The 15,967-nt window shown below is 66.2% G+C and carries 12 protein-coding genes; 7 read left to right on the forward strand and 5 right to left on the reverse strand.

Translation table 11 applies throughout. The features are described 5' to 3' along the window. The first annotated feature begins 147 nt into the window (after positions 1-147). The 4 genes from FZP69_RS12235 to FZP69_RS12250 all read left to right on the forward strand — a co-directional run bounded on the left by FZP69_RS12235 (position 148) and on the right by FZP69_RS12250 (position 4,893). Positions 148-843, forward strand: coding sequence for a TOBE domain-containing protein (locus FZP69_RS12235; protein WP_152041697.1), 696 nt, complete (start codon positions 148-150; stop codon positions 841-843). 120 nt (positions 844-963) lie between these two features. Then, positions 964-1,797: an MBL fold metallo-hydrolase gene (locus FZP69_RS12240; protein ID WP_152041698.1), complete on the forward strand. Its 834-nt coding sequence runs from the start codon at positions 964-966 to the stop codon at positions 1,795-1,797. A gap of 225 nt (positions 1,798-2,022) precedes the next feature. Beyond that, entirely contained in the window at positions 2,023-3,933 is a 1,911-nt protein-coding gene (locus FZP69_RS12245; RefSeq protein ID WP_152041699.1) for a hypothetical protein, read from the forward strand. A 63-nt stretch (positions 3,934-3,996) separates the two neighbouring features. Continuing rightward, entirely contained in the window at positions 3,997-4,893 is an 897-nt protein-coding gene (locus FZP69_RS12250; protein ID WP_152041700.1) for a hypothetical protein, read from the forward strand. Between the two features lie 97 nt (positions 4,894-4,990). On the opposite strand, the gene FZP69_RS12255 is transcribed toward FZP69_RS12250, so the two are convergent. Next, the gene (locus tag FZP69_RS12255; protein ID WP_204960011.1) at positions 4,991-5,527 is read right to left on the reverse strand and encodes a cupin domain-containing protein; all 537 of its coding nucleotides are present in this window, start codon (positions 5,525-5,527) and stop codon (positions 4,991-4,993) included. Positions 5,528-5,659: 132 nt separating this feature from the next. Here FZP69_RS12255 and FZP69_RS12260 point away from each other — a divergent pair, with 132 nt between their 5' ends. Further along, a complete protein-coding gene (locus tag FZP69_RS12260) occupies positions 5,660-6,346 on the forward strand; it encodes a cupin domain-containing protein (RefSeq protein WP_152041701.1) in 687 nt (228 codons plus the stop codon). A 218-nt stretch (positions 6,347-6,564) separates the two neighbouring features. Beyond that, positions 6,565-7,593: an NADP-dependent oxidoreductase gene (locus FZP69_RS12265; protein WP_152041702.1), complete on the forward strand. Its 1,029-nt coding sequence runs from the start codon at positions 6,565-6,567 to the stop codon at positions 7,591-7,593. A gap of 21 nt (positions 7,594-7,614) precedes the next feature. On the opposite strand, the gene FZP69_RS12270 is transcribed toward FZP69_RS12265, so the two are convergent. After that, on the reverse strand, positions 7,615-9,318 hold the full coding sequence (locus FZP69_RS12270; RefSeq protein WP_192918571.1) for an ABC1 kinase family protein: 1,704 nt from the start codon (positions 9,316-9,318) through the stop codon (positions 7,615-7,617). Positions 9,319-9,931: 613 nt separating this feature from the next. Between FZP69_RS12270 and FZP69_RS22575 the strand changes: the two genes are divergently transcribed. Beyond that, the gene (locus FZP69_RS22575) at positions 9,932-10,327 is read left to right on the forward strand and encodes an inositol monophosphatase family protein (RefSeq protein ID WP_275689363.1); all 396 of its coding nucleotides are present in this window, start codon (positions 9,932-9,934) and stop codon (positions 10,325-10,327) included. A 1,084-nt stretch (positions 10,328-11,411) separates the two neighbouring features. Here the strand turns inward: FZP69_RS22575 and FZP69_RS12280 are convergent. From FZP69_RS12280 to FZP69_RS12290, 3 genes are all read right to left on the reverse strand, one after another. Further along, entirely contained in the window at positions 11,412-12,836 is a 1,425-nt protein-coding gene (locus FZP69_RS12280) for an aspartate aminotransferase family protein (RefSeq protein ID WP_152041704.1), read from the reverse strand. A gap of 399 nt (positions 12,837-13,235) precedes the next feature. Beyond that, entirely contained in the window at positions 13,236-14,258 is a 1,023-nt protein-coding gene (locus FZP69_RS12285; RefSeq protein WP_152041705.1) for a tyrosine-type recombinase/integrase, read from the reverse strand. Continuing rightward, on the reverse strand, positions 14,251-14,652 hold the full coding sequence (locus tag FZP69_RS12290; RefSeq protein ID WP_152041706.1) for a DUF5805 domain-containing protein: 402 nt from the start codon (positions 14,650-14,652) through the stop codon (positions 14,251-14,253). Before FZP69_RS12290 ends, FZP69_RS12285 begins: the two co-directional genes overlap by 8 nt. Between the last annotated feature and the right edge of the window lie 1,315 nt (positions 14,653-15,967).

Below are 15,967 nucleotides of genomic sequence, written 5' to 3' on the forward strand. Positions count from 1 at the left end.
CGCGAACGCTCGCGAGCGGGAACGCACAAAACCGATCAGTCACGAGCGTCGCCGGGGTGAGATCTCGGCGCACCGCTCGGACGCGCCCGAGAGCCACCCGCCCCGTCCGTCGTGACAGCTATATCGGGTGCGGCCGAACCGGACGGTGTGGAGGGAATCCCGGACGCCGCAGTTCGCATCGAATCGGACGGCGTCGAGTTCGCGGCCCGCGACGTCGAGCTGTTGCGCGGCGTCGACGAGCACGGCTCGCTGAACGCGGCGTCGTCGGCGCTCGGCCGCTCTTTCGCGCACGCCCAGCGTCGCGTGGTCGAACTCGAGGAGGCGTTCGGCCCGCTCGTCGAACGACGCCGTGGCGGCGCTGGCGGGGGGGGGAGCGAACTCACCGACAGGGCCCGAGACCTCCTCGCGCGCTTCGACCGACTCCAGGCCGAGTTCGCCGGCGTCGCCGACGCGACGCTCTCCGTGCTCGTCGGCGAGGTCCGGGCGCGCGAGGGGGAACTGGCGACGGTCGAGGTCGGACCGGGCCGCGTGCTCGCCCTCGTACCGAGGGATGTGGCCGTGGGTTCGACAGTCGAAGTGTCGGTCCGTGCCGACGCCGTCACGGTCGAACTCCCCGCGGAGTCGCCCGCACCGGACGCGACCAGCGCCCGGAACCGATTCGAGGGGCGGGTGACGGAGGTCGTCCGCGGCGAGGCGATCGGCCGCGTCGCCGTCGACGTCGGCACGGAGACACCGCTGTGGGCGCTCCTCACGACCGACAGCATGGACCGCATGTCCCTCGCCGAAGGGGACACCGTCGTGGCGTCGTTCAAGGCCACGGCGACCCGTGCGCTCGCACAGTGACGACCGTTGCCGGAACCGAGCCCCGGCGTGAGACGTCGAGACGGACGCGTCGTCGTCGGGTTCGACCACGCCACCACCGCATCCACAACGCTTAGACGGGCAGGCGTCGAACGCCTCGGCATGTCGACATCCGACTGGGGTGACTGGCTGCCACGGACGATCGAAGAGGCGACCCCCGACACCGTCGCCGTCTGGTATCTGGGCTGTAACGGCTTCTTCCTGAAAGGTTCCAACGGGACGACGCTCGCCATCGACCCGTACGTCGGTCTCGGCGATCCGCCACGGACGATCCGGATGGTCCCCGTCCCGTTCGACCCCGAGGACGTGACGGAGATGGACGCGATCCTGGCGACGCACGAGCACATCGACCACGTCCACGGCCCGTCCCAGGCACCGATCCTGGCGAACACCGGTGCGACGCTGTACGGCCCGGACGACGCGGTCGCGGTCGCCCGCGAGGAGGAGGCGTGGACCGACAACTGGGACGTAACCGACGACCAGTTCACGGTGGTCGAAGAGGGCGAGACGTTCGAGGTCGGCGAGTTCACCGTCCAGGTCGAACCGTCGTACGACCCCGACTCGACACACCCCGTCACGTACGTCGTCGAACACTCGGACGGGACGTTCTTCCACGGCGGGGACACCAAACCGGCCGAGGAGTTCACGGACGTCGGGGCGCGCTACGACATCGACCTCGGCGTCCTCGCGTTCGGCTCGGAGGGGATGATCCCGGACAAGGAAACCGGTGAAGGGGTCCACACGAAGTGGTACAGCAACGAGAACGAACTCGTTCGCGCCGCGAACGACCTCCGGCTCACCCGGTGTCTCCCCTCGCACTGGGACATGTGGAAGGGGATGACCGCCGACCCGACGGTGCTTCACAACCACGCCGCCTCGTTCGACTACCCGAACCAGCTGGAGATCGTCGAGATCGGCGACCGCGTCGACCTCTGAGGCGGACGGCCGGGCCGCCCGGGAGTTCGGGGACCCAAACCGACGGGCTCCGCGAGTCGGGCCGACGGCCGTGACCGACAATCGAGGCCAGCCGTGCACCGACCGATCGGCTAGCCTCGCCGGGCGGGGACATCTCCCCGAAACGGAGCTCTACACGGGTAGAGACTCTCAGAACTGATACCTCGTCCCTCCTATTTTATGTGGTGGCTCACGGAATGGCACGTCATGAGTTCCGATCCCGACCTCGATGCGTCCGTCTCGACCACGGAGGGGCCGGTCACGGTGACGAAGTCGTACGAAGCCGACGAGTTTCCCGTCCCGGCGATCAAGTTCGTGCTGGAATCGACCGCCACGGAGCCGTTGCGTATCCGACTGACGGACGCGATCCCCGAGACGTTCCCGATGGAGAACGTGGGCTTTCACCCCGACTTCGAGAAGGACAACTGGACCGCGTTCAAGAACCACCGGGTCGAGTATGACAGGCTCCTCGACCCGGAGGAGACGACGACGACCGTCTACGGCGTCAGACTCGAAGGAGCGGATCCGACGACGTTCCTGATCGAGCCGGAGCTGTCGTTCCCCGACGCCGACGGCGAGGGCGACGCCGCGAGCGCCGTCGACGACGTACTGGGTGAGGATTCGAACCAGATCGTCCGCGACGTGCTCTCGGGCGACCGCGAGTCGCTGCCGGGGCTCGACGACGAGGATGCCGGCGGCGACGCGGGAGTCGACGCGGCGGTCGACCCCGTGGACGACGCCCCGACCGAGGACCTCGAACTCGACCTCGACGAGGAAGCCCTCGAAGACGAGACCGACGAGATCGACGACGAGGCCGACGAGACCGACGAGATCGACGACGAGGCCGACGAAATCGAAGACGAGGCCGACGAAATCGAAGACGAGGAAGGCGAGGCCGACGCACCGGCGCCGCACGCGTTCGACGACGCGGGCGACTCGGCCACCGAACAGGTCGAGGACGTTGCCGTGAGCCCGGTCGACTCCGTCGACGACGAATCCGTCGACGACGAATCTGTCGACGACGCCCCGGCAGAGGGTGGTGCGGTCGCAGGGGGGGTCGAACTGGACCTCGACGAGGACGAGACGACAGCCGACGACGAAGCGGCCGACGACGAGGCGACGGACCTCGACGCGGAGGCGGTCGAGACCGCAGCCGACGACGTGGGTGCGGATCCCGTGGCCGTCGACGGCAGCGTCGTCGGGGCGCTCGCGGACGAGATCCGCCACGGCGACGTCGACGAGGAGGACGTCGCGGCGCTGCGCGAGGCGCTCGGTGCCGGCGGCGAGTCGTCCGAGGTGCCCCGGAGCGTCGACCTCCGGATCGGCCGCCTCCAGTCGAAGGTCGAAGACCTCGCGGCGTACGCCGACGGGCTCGAAGCGTTCCTCGACGAGGAGGGAACGGCCGAGGAACTCATCGAGGGCGTTCGGGCGGAGGTCCAGGCGACCGAGAGCGAGATCCACGCGCTCGCCGCCCGGATGGACGACGCGGACGACGACCGTGGACAGCTCCACGCGGACGTGACCGCACTCCGAGACGACGTCTCGGGCGTCGACGACAGGGTCGACGACGTGGCGGAGTCGGTCGACGACGCCACGGAGCGGCTGGCGGACGTCACCGACCGGCTCGACGAGATGGCTGGCCGGTTCGACGACGTCGACGAGCGACTGACCGCGCTCGACGACCGCCTCGACGACGTCGACGCCCGTGCGGCGAGTGCCGAGGAGACCGCGGCGGGGCTCGACGACGAGGTGGACGGCCTCCGCGAGGACGTCGCGGCCCTCGACGACGACATCGCGGAGACGCGTGCGGAACTCGACGACGAGATCACCGGCGTCAGGGAGGCTGCCGAGGACGACATCGCGGAGACGCGCGAGGAACTCGACGAGTCCGTGTCGGCGGTCCGCGACGACGTGGCCGCGATCGAGGACGACCTCGACAGGCTGGACGAGACGGTCGAGGACTTCCGGGCGTTCCGTGACCGGCTCAGTAGTGCCCTCGGCACGATGGCCGGGGGCGCGGCGGCGGCCGGTGCTGGCGCCGACGGTGGCGCCGGCGGTGGAGCCGACGGCGACGAACACGAGGCGAGCGACGACGCCGACGACGCCGACGAATCGTAACCCCGCGGTCGCTCGCGCGGTCGAAGCGCAATCGGTTTAGTGCAGGTTCTCGTTCACCCGACAATGACAGCGACGGTGCGCGTCGCCGTACCCCGGAAAGGACGCCCGCTCGAGGCCGTGCTCGAACGCCTCGCCGCGGGCGTCGGCATCGACGACCTGGCTGACGAGATCTCCTCGACGCTCCGGTACGAGAAGAGCGTCACGAAGGGCCGGTCCCATCCCGACCGCGACGTGTACGAGCGACTGGCCGACTACAGCGATCTCTCCGACCCCGAACGCCCCGAGTACACCCTCCTGCGCGACGACCGCGACGGGATGCCCCGTCGGATCGTCTTCGACTCGCTCACCGTCGACACGGGCGACGTCCACCTCCAGCTGATCGGCCGCGAGGAGCCGTTCCGTGCGCTCCGGACCCACGAGTTCGCCCTGGGGTTCGACAGTGCCGACCTCGTGCTCGAGGAGGTCGTCGCGCTCGACGAGGAGGGGATCGCCGACCTCGCGGACGTGAACGCACGCATCGATCCGATGGAGTCGGACGTCCGCGTCGTCTCGGGGCTGGGCGATACGGTGTACCACACGCTGATGGCCACGCCGGAGATCCTCCCGCCGGGAGCCGACCTCGACCGCGGGTTCGTTCGCGACTACGAGGGGTCGCTCTGTATCTCGCCGCGGTACGAGCGACTGGTCGAGGCAGTGCTCGGGACGGGAGCGATCGGGGACGTCGACTTCGTCTACCCGACCGAGCACGTCGAGGAGGAGGCGGCGATCGCCGAGACGGGCCTCGGCGTCTACCTCTCGGTGACGGGGTCGACCGCGCGCGACCACGGACTCGTCCTCGGCGACCACCTGTTCCCCAGTGAGACCGTGCTGATGGAGAACGAGGCCGAACTCGACGCGACGGCCGACGCGGCCAAGGACCTCCTCGCTGCCCCCCGCGACGAGACGCAACTGGTCGTCTGAGCCGCCCTGCCGAGACTCGGAGGAACTGACAGAGCTCTCGTGCGAGATACAGAGGGTGGAGTCAGCAGGGTGTCTCTCCTGACCTTCAGATGAGCTGTTATTCGGGAAGGCGATACCCGAGTACACGACCGACACGAGCCAGCAGCTTGAACGACCAATGTGGGGGACTGACGACACGCTGTTCGTCTTCGTGTTCGACGACCAGCATGGCGAGCAAGATAGATGGCTTGAGGCCATCCGGCGGCATGGGTACCCCACGTTCGGTTTTCAACTTGTGGAACCCTCTGAAGAACTCCTCGAACTGCATCGCGGGTCGGTGGATGTTGATCACCTCGGCGGGTGCTGTGTTCCTGAACGCGTGTTCCGTATCCGGAGGGATGACGACTTTCTCGCCGGCTGTGACCGTCGACCATTCCCCATCGACCTGTACCTCGAGTTCACCAGCGATGACCTCGTAACTCTCCTCGGCGGTCGGGTGGAGATGCGGCGGCAGTTCCCCTTGTTCGTCCAGTTCCATGCGCGTCTTGAACCGCTCCCCGCCGGTCTCATCCGCCGTTTCGAGGATCTCCCACCTGCCCGGAAATCCCTCGTGATCAAGGACACGATCTGACCCCACGGGGCCCTGCCTTGACATATCATACCAATGGCCGGTGGATTTGAAATAGGTTCGCATAGTGCGGGCTGAGGTTCTGAGAGAGGGGATTATCGACGTGCTCGATACCACGACGTCAGAACGTTTACTGTCGAGTCAGTGCTAACTGTTAGCATGGGAACCATCGCAGTGGGGAGAACACTCGACGAGCACGGCGAGCCGATTCCGGGAACCGGCTTCGAGGTCGACCCAGAGGGAATCGTCGCTGAAAAACTCAGTGAGCGGACCGGACCTCTGATCTCCAACCCGGTGTCAGAGGAGTGGATCGCCGAACTCGAACCACCCGATGAGACGGGGGGTGAGCATCTCAGCGGGCTCTTCGTGATTGCTGGGAAGGGGCCACCGGAACACTATCATGTCGGGTACCAGGAGACATTCGAAGTCATCTCGGGAGAATTGACGATTGTTGTCGAAGGAACTTCCCACCACGCTTCAGCGGGAGATTCGTATACCGTGCCAGCCGGAACGGTTCACAAACCCTGTTACGAGGGCGATGAATTCGCCGCGGCTATCGGCACGGTCCGACCACCAGCAAGGACGCTCCCAATCATCAGGACGTTGTTCGGCCTCACCCACGAGGGAAAAGTGAGCAGCTCGGGACAGCCGGGATTTCTCCAGGGAATGGTGATGACCGACGGGTTGGTGGACGACACGGTGTTCGTGTCACCTCCACCGGCCCTAACTCGGCCTCTGGCAACTCTACTCGCCCCGATTGCCCGCCAGATCGGCTATCAAACCACGTATTCGAAATACGATACCCCGGAATTTTGGGAGCGGCACGTAGAACAACCATCATTGTAACGATTCTGGAGTCCTCTGTCGACCCAGTACGATCCGTCAAATGACAATCCGGTAGAGAAGTAATTTTGATCCTTGATTGCTGCACTCGCGCTGTATATTCAGCACTGTCGTCAAAATATAGCAGATAAGTTATATTTTGTCGAGCCCAGCCGTGTGGATTCGACGCTTCGTCCCCCAACGACCGAAAGAGCCTCGCGTCGACGGGACGAGCGTCCGGTATGTCCGACCCCACAGACGGCGCCGAAGACAACCGCGTGTGGACGCTCGCTCGCCGCCCGACCGGCACCCCGACCATGGACTGTTTCGACTTCGAGACGCGACCGCGCCCCGATCCGGGAGCCGGCGAGGCGCTCGTCCGGACCCGCTACCTCTCGGTCGACCCGTACATGCGTGGCCGGATGCGCGCTGGCGAGTCGTACGCCGAACCCTGGGACGTCGGCGCACCGCTCGAAGGCGGCGTCGTCGGCGAGGTGATCGCGTCGAACGGGACCAGTTTCGAGCCCGGCGAACTCGTGGTGGGGAACCTCCAGTGGGCCGACTACGTCGCGGCACCGGACCACGCGCTCACGCGGGTCGACGTGGGCGACCTCCCGGCGTCGACGGCGCTCGGCGTCCTCGGGATGCCCGGTCGAACCGCCTACTTCGGCACCCGGGAGGTCGCCGAACCACGACCTGGCGACACCGTCGTCGTGAGTGCGGCGGCGGGGGCGGTCGGCTCCGTCGTCGGGCAGCTGGCGAAGATGGCCGGGGCGTACGTCGTCGGCATCGCCGGCACGGACGAGAAGACCGCGTGGCTTCGCGAACTGGGGTTCGACGCGACGATCAACTACCGCTCACGCGACGACTACGACGCCGCGCTCGCCGGGGCCGCTCCCGGTGGCGTCGACGTCTACTTCGACAACGTCGGCGGGCCGATCACCGACGCCGTCTTCGAACACCTGAACGTCGACGCTCGCGTCGCGGTGTGTGGGCAGATCGCGCTGTACAACGCCACCGAGCGGCCGACCGGCCCGCGGAAGCTCGGCTCACTGATCGCCACCCGTGCCCGCGTCGAGGGCTTTCTCGTCAGTGACTTCTCGGCCCGGTACGAGACGGCGACCGCGGACCTCCGTCGGTGGGTCGAGCACGGCGACCTCGAGTGCCGGGAGACCGTGACGGAGGGACTCGAGAACGCACCCGAGGCGTTCCTCGGGCTGTTCGAGGGCGACAACGTCGGTAAGCAGGTGGTGCGCGTCGCCGACGCGTGATCGGTCGTCCTCGACGCGTGATCAGTCGTCGCGCCGCATGTTGTACCGCGTGAATCTGGGGTTGACGGCGAGCCCCCGCGGGCCGCGGCGCATCGCACGAACGAAGCCGATACCCACGAGCAGCGTCGCGACGGCGGTCACCTCGGCGGCGAGGAAGTCGGAGAACGCGAACAGGACCGTCGTCGAGAGTGCCCCTGCCGCGAACAGCAGCCCCCAGACCACGCGGCTGGCGAGGTGATCGAGCGCGTCGTTGCGCGCCGTCAGGTCGATCTCAACGGTGACGGCGTCGTTCTCGGCGGCGGTGAGGATCCCGTCGACGTCCGCGGGCGTGCCGACGACGCTGCGGACGACCTCGGTCAGGTCGCCGCCGAAGCGGTCGACCAGCGCCCGGACGTTCTCCTCGGACCGTCCCTGTTCGCCGACGTATTCGCTGACGACCGCGATGAAGTCGAACTCGGGGTCGAGCGTCCGGCAGACCCCCTCGAGTACGGTCGACACCCGGACGATGAGGGCGAGGTTCTGCGGGAGCCGGAGGGGGAACTCGTAGAGGGTGCCCTGAAACTCCGTGACGATCTGTCGGACCTCGTACACCTCGACGTCGCCACCACGGAGGCTCTCGAAGACGAGTTCGAAGACGTCGCGCATCCATCTCCGGTCGACGCTGGGGTCGAGCGCGCCGAGCTGGACGAACGCGTCGATGACCGCCTCGATGTCGTCCTGCGCGACGGCGATGTAGAACTCGAACAGCAGGTCTTGCGTGCGTGGATCGAGTCTACCCGTCACGCCGAAGTCGTAGAAGACGAGCGTGCCGTCGGCCTGGACGGCGATGTTCCCGGGGTGGGGATCGGCCTGAAACAGCCCGTGGTCGACGATCATGTCGATGTACGTCTCTTCGAGCCGACGCACCAGCACCTCCCGGTCGAGTCCGAGCTCGTCGATGGCGTCGACGTCGTTGATCTTCACGCCGCCGACGTACTCCATGGTGAGCACGCGATCCGTCGAGTACGCCGGGAGCGCGCGCGGGATCCTGACGTGAGGGTCGTCGGCGAAGTTCTCCCCGACCGCCGTCAGCATCGCCGCCTCGTGGTCGTAGTCGAGCTCCTCGCGGATGGTCGTCTCGAACTCGTCGGCGAGGTTCTCCATCGTGAACGCCTGGCCCGGCGGGGCGAACCGGACGATGGGCGGCAGGAGCGTCTGGATCACGCGGAGGTCGGCCTCAACACGGCGGACGATCCCGGGGCGACGGATCTTGACCGCGACGCGCTCGCCGTCGACGACCGCCGTGTACACCTGTCCGAGCGACGCCCCGCTGATCGGGTCGGTGTCGAACTCGTCGAAGGTGTCGTCGACCGGTCCCAGATCGGCCTCGACGATCGGTTCGACCGCCGTCCAGGGGTCGGGCGGCACGCGGTCCTGGAGCCGTGAGAGCACACGAATGTACGTCCGCGGGAGCACGTCCGGGCGGGTCGAGAGGATCTGCCCGATCTTGATGAACGTCGGTCCCAGGTCCAAGCACGTCTCCAGGAGGGACTCGGCGCGTCGCTGGCGGTCGGCTTCGGTCACCCGTCGCCCGCCACCGAACAGCAGGAACCGCCGCGAATCGCGGGCGTACGCCACCAGCAGCGGGAGGAACGACCAGACGACGACGAGGAACCGCCAGTAGGATCGGACCGTGACGCGAATCCCCGTCGGCGGATCGACGCCCGCCTCCGTGCGGTGTGACACGTTCGCGGTGAGGGGACCGTCGGGGTTAAGCGTACTGTCACCGATCGACTGCACCCGGTCGCACCGCAGGACCACTCGTCGGTCACCGCACCGTTCGGGCGTTCCCGTCACGACCCGTCCCCGCACGACCGGCGGGTGACTCCCACCCGCCCGCTGACGGGGCTACGGGGGTGAGGCGAATCGATGGTGACACCGGTAGACTCGAAAATAACATCTTTCGTATAAAAAATAGAAAATAACAGAAAAATAGTAGCTCGTGTCGACGCGACACGCTCGGACCGGCCACGGCCGAGATCGACGAGCTTCCCCACTCCCACTCGTTGTCGGACGGCTCGATCGCTCTTTCGTCACGTTTGCGCAGGACGCCTGCCATCCCGACGGCGTGGCTACCTCGTCCGTCGCCGAACGATCGAGCCCGAGACGCCGAATGCGTTCTGTCGAGGTCGTGAACCGACCGACAGTACCGCAGTCGGCGACGTCAGTCGTCTCTCGGGTCGCGATTTCGACCGACGGCGCGCCGACCTCGCGTCGAACCGATGTCCCGAACGCCGTGGTGAACGCGAGGTCCAGCTCTCCGAAATCATCTGATTCTTACGTATTACTGAAATATGAAATGAGAGTCCAACTTCGTTCGGTGAACGATGTGATTCGGGATCGACGGCAACCGGTCCCGAGGGTCGCTCTGGCCGTCGACGACCGGTTCGTCGCGACGAGCGCCGGGGTCACGTGTAACGGTGCTCCGGTGTCGGTGAGCGACCGGGCCGACGTCGCCGAGTTCACGATCGCACCGATCCTGCGGTACGGCCAGGACCGCGGCGACGAGTTCGGGACGCTGCTCTGTGAGGTGTTGCGGGCGTTCGGCGACCTCCGGCGGTTCGGCTCCGCACAGCTGACGCTCGGCTACGTCGCCGGTGGCATGCTCGACGCGGCAGTGAGCCTGCAGCCACGGCCGAACCCGCGGGACACCATCGCCGGTGTCTCGATGGTCGAGTGGGCGGTGGGACGGTGACCGACGTCCACGGGGACGGGTGAACGCCGACGAGTGACGGGCTGGTCGCGTCGAACGGAGACGCACACGGGCCGGTACTGGATCGACCCCACGACGCGATCCCGCTCGGTTGAGTCGCACGCGTTCGCCACGACGAGGTCCGTCGTCTCGACCGTCGTCGCAGGCGGCACCAAACGCCGTCGATCGGGACCCGTCGTCGGGCGAAGATATAGCAGTTATGAGTATACTACCGTTGTGAGATCGGGAGGGTCTCGTTCCCTCTCTCCGTCGCTCCGAGTCCCGTCGCGTACCACCAGTCGTCCACGTTCCTCACGGCAACCAGGACAGCACGATCGGCGGTGAGCGTACGACGACGGAGACTCGTTCGCCGGGGGCCACGTCTGCCGTTCACCGGAGGAACACACCTGCGTACGGTTCCGTCGTGATCGACACACCCCGAGTCGGAACCACGTCACGGTCGGTCTTCGGGGGCCGTCCAGCACCCCCACCGGTATCTCCATCGACGTGTTCTCAGCAGAGAAAGTTCGAGACACGTTGCTGGATCGTGACGGTTCGTGACCACGGCACTGTGCACGGACAGCCCGCGGTCTCGAGTCACGGTGCCGCTCGCGGCTCCGGTGCTGTTCGCTCCTGGAGCCACCTCCCGAACCCCTCCGAACGTTACAGACGTACCCGTGTAACGAAACCGCCGCCGTGGGGAACGAACGTCGCAGTGTCCGGTGGACGTCGCCCGCAGGACTTCCGCGTCACGACGCCGTCACCGGGATACACGAGGCGTGTTCGACCTTCGTCCCCTGCCGTGGCCCCGTCGACGTGGACGAGGAACTTCGAGATTCCGCCGATCCGTTCGTCCACTGCTTCGAGCAGTGGGGACCGGGTGACCTGCAGCAGGTAGCCGCCGCCGGCTCGGGCAGACCTCCCGACCGTCCACGAGGCAGGGGTCGCAACCGTGTCTCACGGTTCGGGCGACCCCGAAGTCGATCCATCACTCTCCCGTGGCTGCCACTCCCGTCGCCGGAAGGTCCGGACGCACCCTCTCCGACGGGGCGAGCAATTGGGCCCAACGACGTCGCTGTCCAGCGGGCTATCCGACCTGCGTCTCGATAGCCTCGACGACGACGTCGAGTCCCGTCTCGGCCTGTGCGCGGGTCATCACGAGCGGCGGGAGGAGTCGGAGAACGTTACCGTGGCGGCCCGCCTTCCACACGAGAACACCCCGTTCGTAACAGTACGTCCGGACGTCTTTCACCATCGTCTTCGCCACCTTCGAGACCTCGCCGTCGGCGTCGAGGAACTCCGCGCCGACGAACAGGCCCTGGCCTCGGACCTCGGCGAGGTGGCCCGAGTCGGCCTCACGGAGGCGGTCCCGTATGTACTCGCCCAGGTCGCGGGCGTGTGCGAGCAGGTCGTGTTCCTCGACGTAGTCGATGGCCGCGAGCCCGCCGCGCATCGCCGGGACGTTCCCGCGGAAGGTGCCGACGTGGCCACCGGGCTCCCACGTGTCGTACGCCTCGTGGTACATCATCGCGCCGATCGGGAGGCCGGCTCCGCCGATCCCCTTCGCCATCGTCATCGCGTCGGGGGTGACGCCCGCCCACTCGCTCGCCCACCACTGTCCGGTCCGACCGAACCCGGACTGGATCTCGTCGAAGACGAGCATGACGTCGTTGTCGTCGGCGACATCGCGCAGCCCCTTCAGGAACCCCGCCGGGGGAACGACGACCCCGCCCTCACCCTGGATCGGTTCGACCCAGATGGCGGCGGGCTTCGGCTGACCCGCGTAGGGGTCTTCGATCGCCGTCTGCACCTGTTCGAGCGCCCGACCGCACGAGAGGTCGCCACAGCACTCCCCCGACGACGCCGGACAGACGGCACGGGCGTTCTCTCCGTCGGCGTCACCCCGTTCATGCAGTGGGTACGGGTACGGGACGTGGGTCACGTCCGGCAGGAGCGGGTCGTACCCCTCTCGGTACTTGCGGCCGCCAGTGAGGCTCAACGCTCCAGCGGTGCCGCCGTGGTACGACCCCTGGAACGCAAGCATAGCGTGCCTGCCGGTGTTGTGTTTGGCGAGTTTGATCGACCCCTCGATGGCGTCCGACCCGCTGGGGCCGCCGAAGACGACCCGGTTGTGGTCTTTCAGCCCATCGGGGGCGATGTCGTTGAGCCGTTCGATGAACTCGATGCGCGCCTCCGTCGGGAAGTCGATGGTGTGGACGAGCTTCTCGGTCTGGTCGTGGACCGCCCTGAGTACGTGTGGGTTCGAGTGGCCCACGTTGAGGACGCCGATGCCGGCGAAGAAGTCGAGGAAGACGTTGCCGTCGGCGTCTCTGATCGTGGCCCCGCGCCCTTCGTCGAGCGCGATCGGGACGCTCCGCGGATAGGCGACCGCGCTCGTGTCCACCGCGCGCTGTCGTTCGAGCAGTGCCTCCGAGTTCGGGCCCGGAATCGGGGTCGTCACGGACGGCGCCTCGGCGAAGTGCAGCTCCTGGATCGGCGGGCCGACTGTCATGCCAGACTGGTCGACGACTGCCGTGAAATAGGTTTGGCCTGGTAGCAGTCGCGTGTCACGTCTGACCCACGTGATCCTCGACGCTCCTCGTCCGTGGCGACGACGCACCGATCGATCCCGGTTCCGCCGAACGGGGCGGGGATGGCTCGTACCGGCTGGTTTCGAGCTCCGGACGGTCTCGCCCTCGTTCAACCGTCAGCTCCCCCTCCTCACCGTGTCAGCAGTGCGTCGCCCGTGGCTCCTCGGCCCCGCCCGGTCGACCGACATTCAGTATAGCGATATGTAGTTTATGCGTCGGTGCCGGGACAGACACATATCACTCACAGTTGATTTTTAACATATATTATCCGTTCGACTTTCCCGAGAGACCGGCAGATCGACCCGGACGCGTGGCCGTCGTCAGGTCAGCGAGTAGATGTGGCGCTCGTACGTCTCTCTCACCCGATCGCCCCAGTTGTGGGTGTACGTGTCGATGATGTCGCCCGCGACGTCACCCCGGAGGTACTTCACGATCCCTCGGTCGCCCGTGCGATCCCGCAGGTGCGTGGTGAAGAAGTGGCGGAAGTAGTGGGGCGTGACGTTCTCCGCACTCCCGCCTCCACTGCGGTGCCACCCCGTGGCCTCGGCGTGACCGACGACGATGCGCCGGGCGGCCTTGGCGGAGAGGCGCGTGCCCCAGTGATCTCGGGTGCGGACGAACAGCGGGTCGGCGGACGAGCGGGCGTCCGGGCGGATCGCGAGCCACTCGCTCAGGACCGTCGCGAGTTCGTCGTCGACCGGCACGACCGTCGACCGTTTACGCTTGTTCGAGTCCTCCCGACGTTCGCCGTTCGTGACCTGCCCACGGGTCGGTTCCGACGAGACGAACAGCGCGTCGCCACGACCGTCAAGCTGAGGGCGGCCCGTGAGGTCGTATCGGTCGGACGCGGCGCTCTCCGGGAGCTGGAGGTCGCGAATGTCGAGATTACAGAGCTCGCCGACCCGGATGCCCGTCTTCAGCAACGTGACCACGACGGCCCGGTCGAGCGGATGTGAGATATCCTGGACGAACAGACGCATCTCCGGAACCGACACGTCACGCCGTGTCGGGTTCGTCTCGATCCGCTCGTCGAGTTCCTCCATCACCAGCGTCATCGGGTTCGACTCGAAGACGTCGACCGAGTTCATGTACGTGTAGAATCGGTGGAGATACGCCGCGTACGTCGCGATCGTGCTGTCCGCCGCCGTCTCGCGCTGGCGGTGGAGCCAGGCCATGCAGTCACGGTTCGTCGCCGCCGCGAGCGAGGTCGATCGCTCCGTCAGGAACGTCTCGAAGTCCGCGAGCACCCGCCGGTACGCCGCTCTCGTCCGATCCGACCGCCCGTAGTACTCCATATCCTCCAGGAAGTACTCGACGGGCTGATCCGGCGTCGTCTCACTCATTGGTCACCACGTACCCTCCCTCGCGGCCGCTGTACCGGAGGCGGTTCTCCTCCTGGAGGGTGGTGAGGGCGTCGTCGAGCCGTTCCTCCACGTCGTCGACGAGTCGTTCGACCAGCTGATCCCAGTCTAGCGGACCCGAGTCCGTGAGGAGTGCGACGACCCGTTCTTCGATGCCTTCACCCTGGGGGTTGGGGTCCGAGGACGCCTCTCCAGCGGCTTCGTGCTCCGACCGGTCAGCCGACAGGAATCCGCGACGGCCCGCCTGGACCATCGTCCGGACGAACTCGCTCTGTGTCATTCCCAGGTCGTCGGCATGGTCCTCCCAGATGGACTTTTGATACGCCGGGACGTACGTCTGCACACGGGTTCGTTCCGAATCGGAATCTGTGGTCACGGTTTGGCTCTCGACCGGGACTCACATCAATTTAACTCTCGAACCGGCGATAAGGGATCTTATCTCCTATTCTGAGACTAGAACTTGTGCCGGTGCAAACTGATTATCGCCGATTATAACACTATATTTCCACGTGTGTGTCTAATTCGGTGATAATTAGTTCGGTGGCGTGAGGGAGAGCCCGCTCCTGTGTAAGGCGTGTTAACAGACATCGTGACAAGGAGACCGTGATCGGGAAGTCGTGAGGGGCGGTCGCCGTAGGTAGTCACCGGAGCGACAGCCGGCCCGTCGTCGGACCGAATCGCGTCTACCAGGCCAACCGAATCGCATCCAGCCGACCGAATTCACATCTATCCGGACAGAGGTCAGTCTCCGCCATTCGCCGCACTGCAGGTGGTGTCTACTACAGCCGTCATGCCGGTTCGGATCGGCGACACGATCGCCGAGTCGTGGCGTGAGTAACACTCTCCGGGTCGGCCTCGCTTCCGAAGACGCCGCCTGACGGCACACTGGTCGTGACAGCTCGGCAGGCACCGTCACCACGAGACACTTCGGCAGGTGACCTCCGAACTCGCGCCGACCGACGACTCAAGAAGGGCCGACTGTGGTCTCGGTCGAAATCGACCCTCGTGTCGTGCCCCGACGCACGTAAGAGGCGCACAGTGACGGTGTCGTGGTGGCTTTCTCTTTCGGTGACGACCAGGTCGTGGGAGGCCGGTCGACGGGTCTGTATTTCGTTTGAGACCGCCGAGAGGTCTCGAATCGGGAGGGGGTGTCCAGCGTCCGTCCCGTAGATGGTCGTGGATCGAAAGCTAACCATCCGATCGGTGTGTCCGGGGATGCTTCGTGGGCGGGTGAATCAGCCTGGTGGACGCGTACGCCGCCACATCGCTTCTCTGAGTACAGTGTCGACCCCGACCACGACTCCGTCAGTCCGTTCAGTGAAGTCGGGAGAGCGCGGTCTCTCGGGGTGAGATTGACCGGATAGTGGACCGAGACGTCGCCTCGATCGACAGCGTCGGACGGGATCGAGATCTCCCCGTGGGAGAGGCACGGGAGGAGACGCGGAGTCGCTAATCCGCCCGTCCGAACTCGGTCCCGGCCGAGAGCAGTGCTGGCGACCGAACAAGACATCCCAAACCAAAAATGTAACCTGGAATTTAGAATATATGAATTATTTCGTGACTCGCGTACGACTGATAAACTGCATATTGCTATATCTAATTCCCGGGACGAAATTGCCAGAGCTTGGCAGTCTGGATTTCTGCGAAGGGGGTAGCAGAAGCCGGTCACCTCTCGACCACCGTGGAGTGCG

The sequence above is a fragment of the Salinigranum salinum genome (assembly GCF_009176545.1).
Classification (GTDB): Archaea; Halobacteriota; Halobacteria; order Halobacteriales; family Haloferacaceae; genus Salinigranum; species Salinigranum salinum.

What these genes read in the sequence shown, in the direction of transcription:
- FZP69_RS12285 (WP_152041705.1), bottom strand. Translation starts at nt 14,258, where the DNA reads ATGAGTGAGACGACGCCGGATCAGCCCGTCGAGTACTTCCTGGAGGAT.
- FZP69_RS12280 (WP_152041704.1), bottom strand. Translation starts at nt 12,836, where the DNA reads ATGACAGTCGGCCCGCCGATCCAGGAGCTGCACTTCGCCGAGGCGCCG.
- FZP69_RS12240 (WP_152041698.1), top strand. Translation starts at nt 964, where the DNA reads ATGTCGACATCCGACTGGGGTGACTGGCTGCCACGGACGATCGAAGAG.
- FZP69_RS12265 (WP_152041702.1), top strand. Translation starts at nt 6,565, where the DNA reads ATGTCCGACCCCACAGACGGCGCCGAAGACAACCGCGTGTGGACGCTC.
- FZP69_RS12260 (WP_152041701.1), top strand. Translation starts at nt 5,660, where the DNA reads ATGGGAACCATCGCAGTGGGGAGAACACTCGACGAGCACGGCGAGCCG.
- FZP69_RS22575 (WP_275689363.1), top strand. Translation starts at nt 9,932, where the DNA reads ATGAGAGTCCAACTTCGTTCGGTGAACGATGTGATTCGGGATCGACGG.
- FZP69_RS12255 (WP_204960011.1), bottom strand. Translation starts at nt 5,527, where the DNA reads ATGTCAAGGCAGGGCCCCGTGGGGTCAGATCGTGTCCTTGATCACGAG.
- FZP69_RS12245 (WP_152041699.1), top strand. Translation starts at nt 2,023, where the DNA reads ATGAGTTCCGATCCCGACCTCGATGCGTCCGTCTCGACCACGGAGGGG.
- FZP69_RS12250 (WP_152041700.1), top strand. Translation starts at nt 3,997, where the DNA reads ATGACAGCGACGGTGCGCGTCGCCGTACCCCGGAAAGGACGCCCGCTC.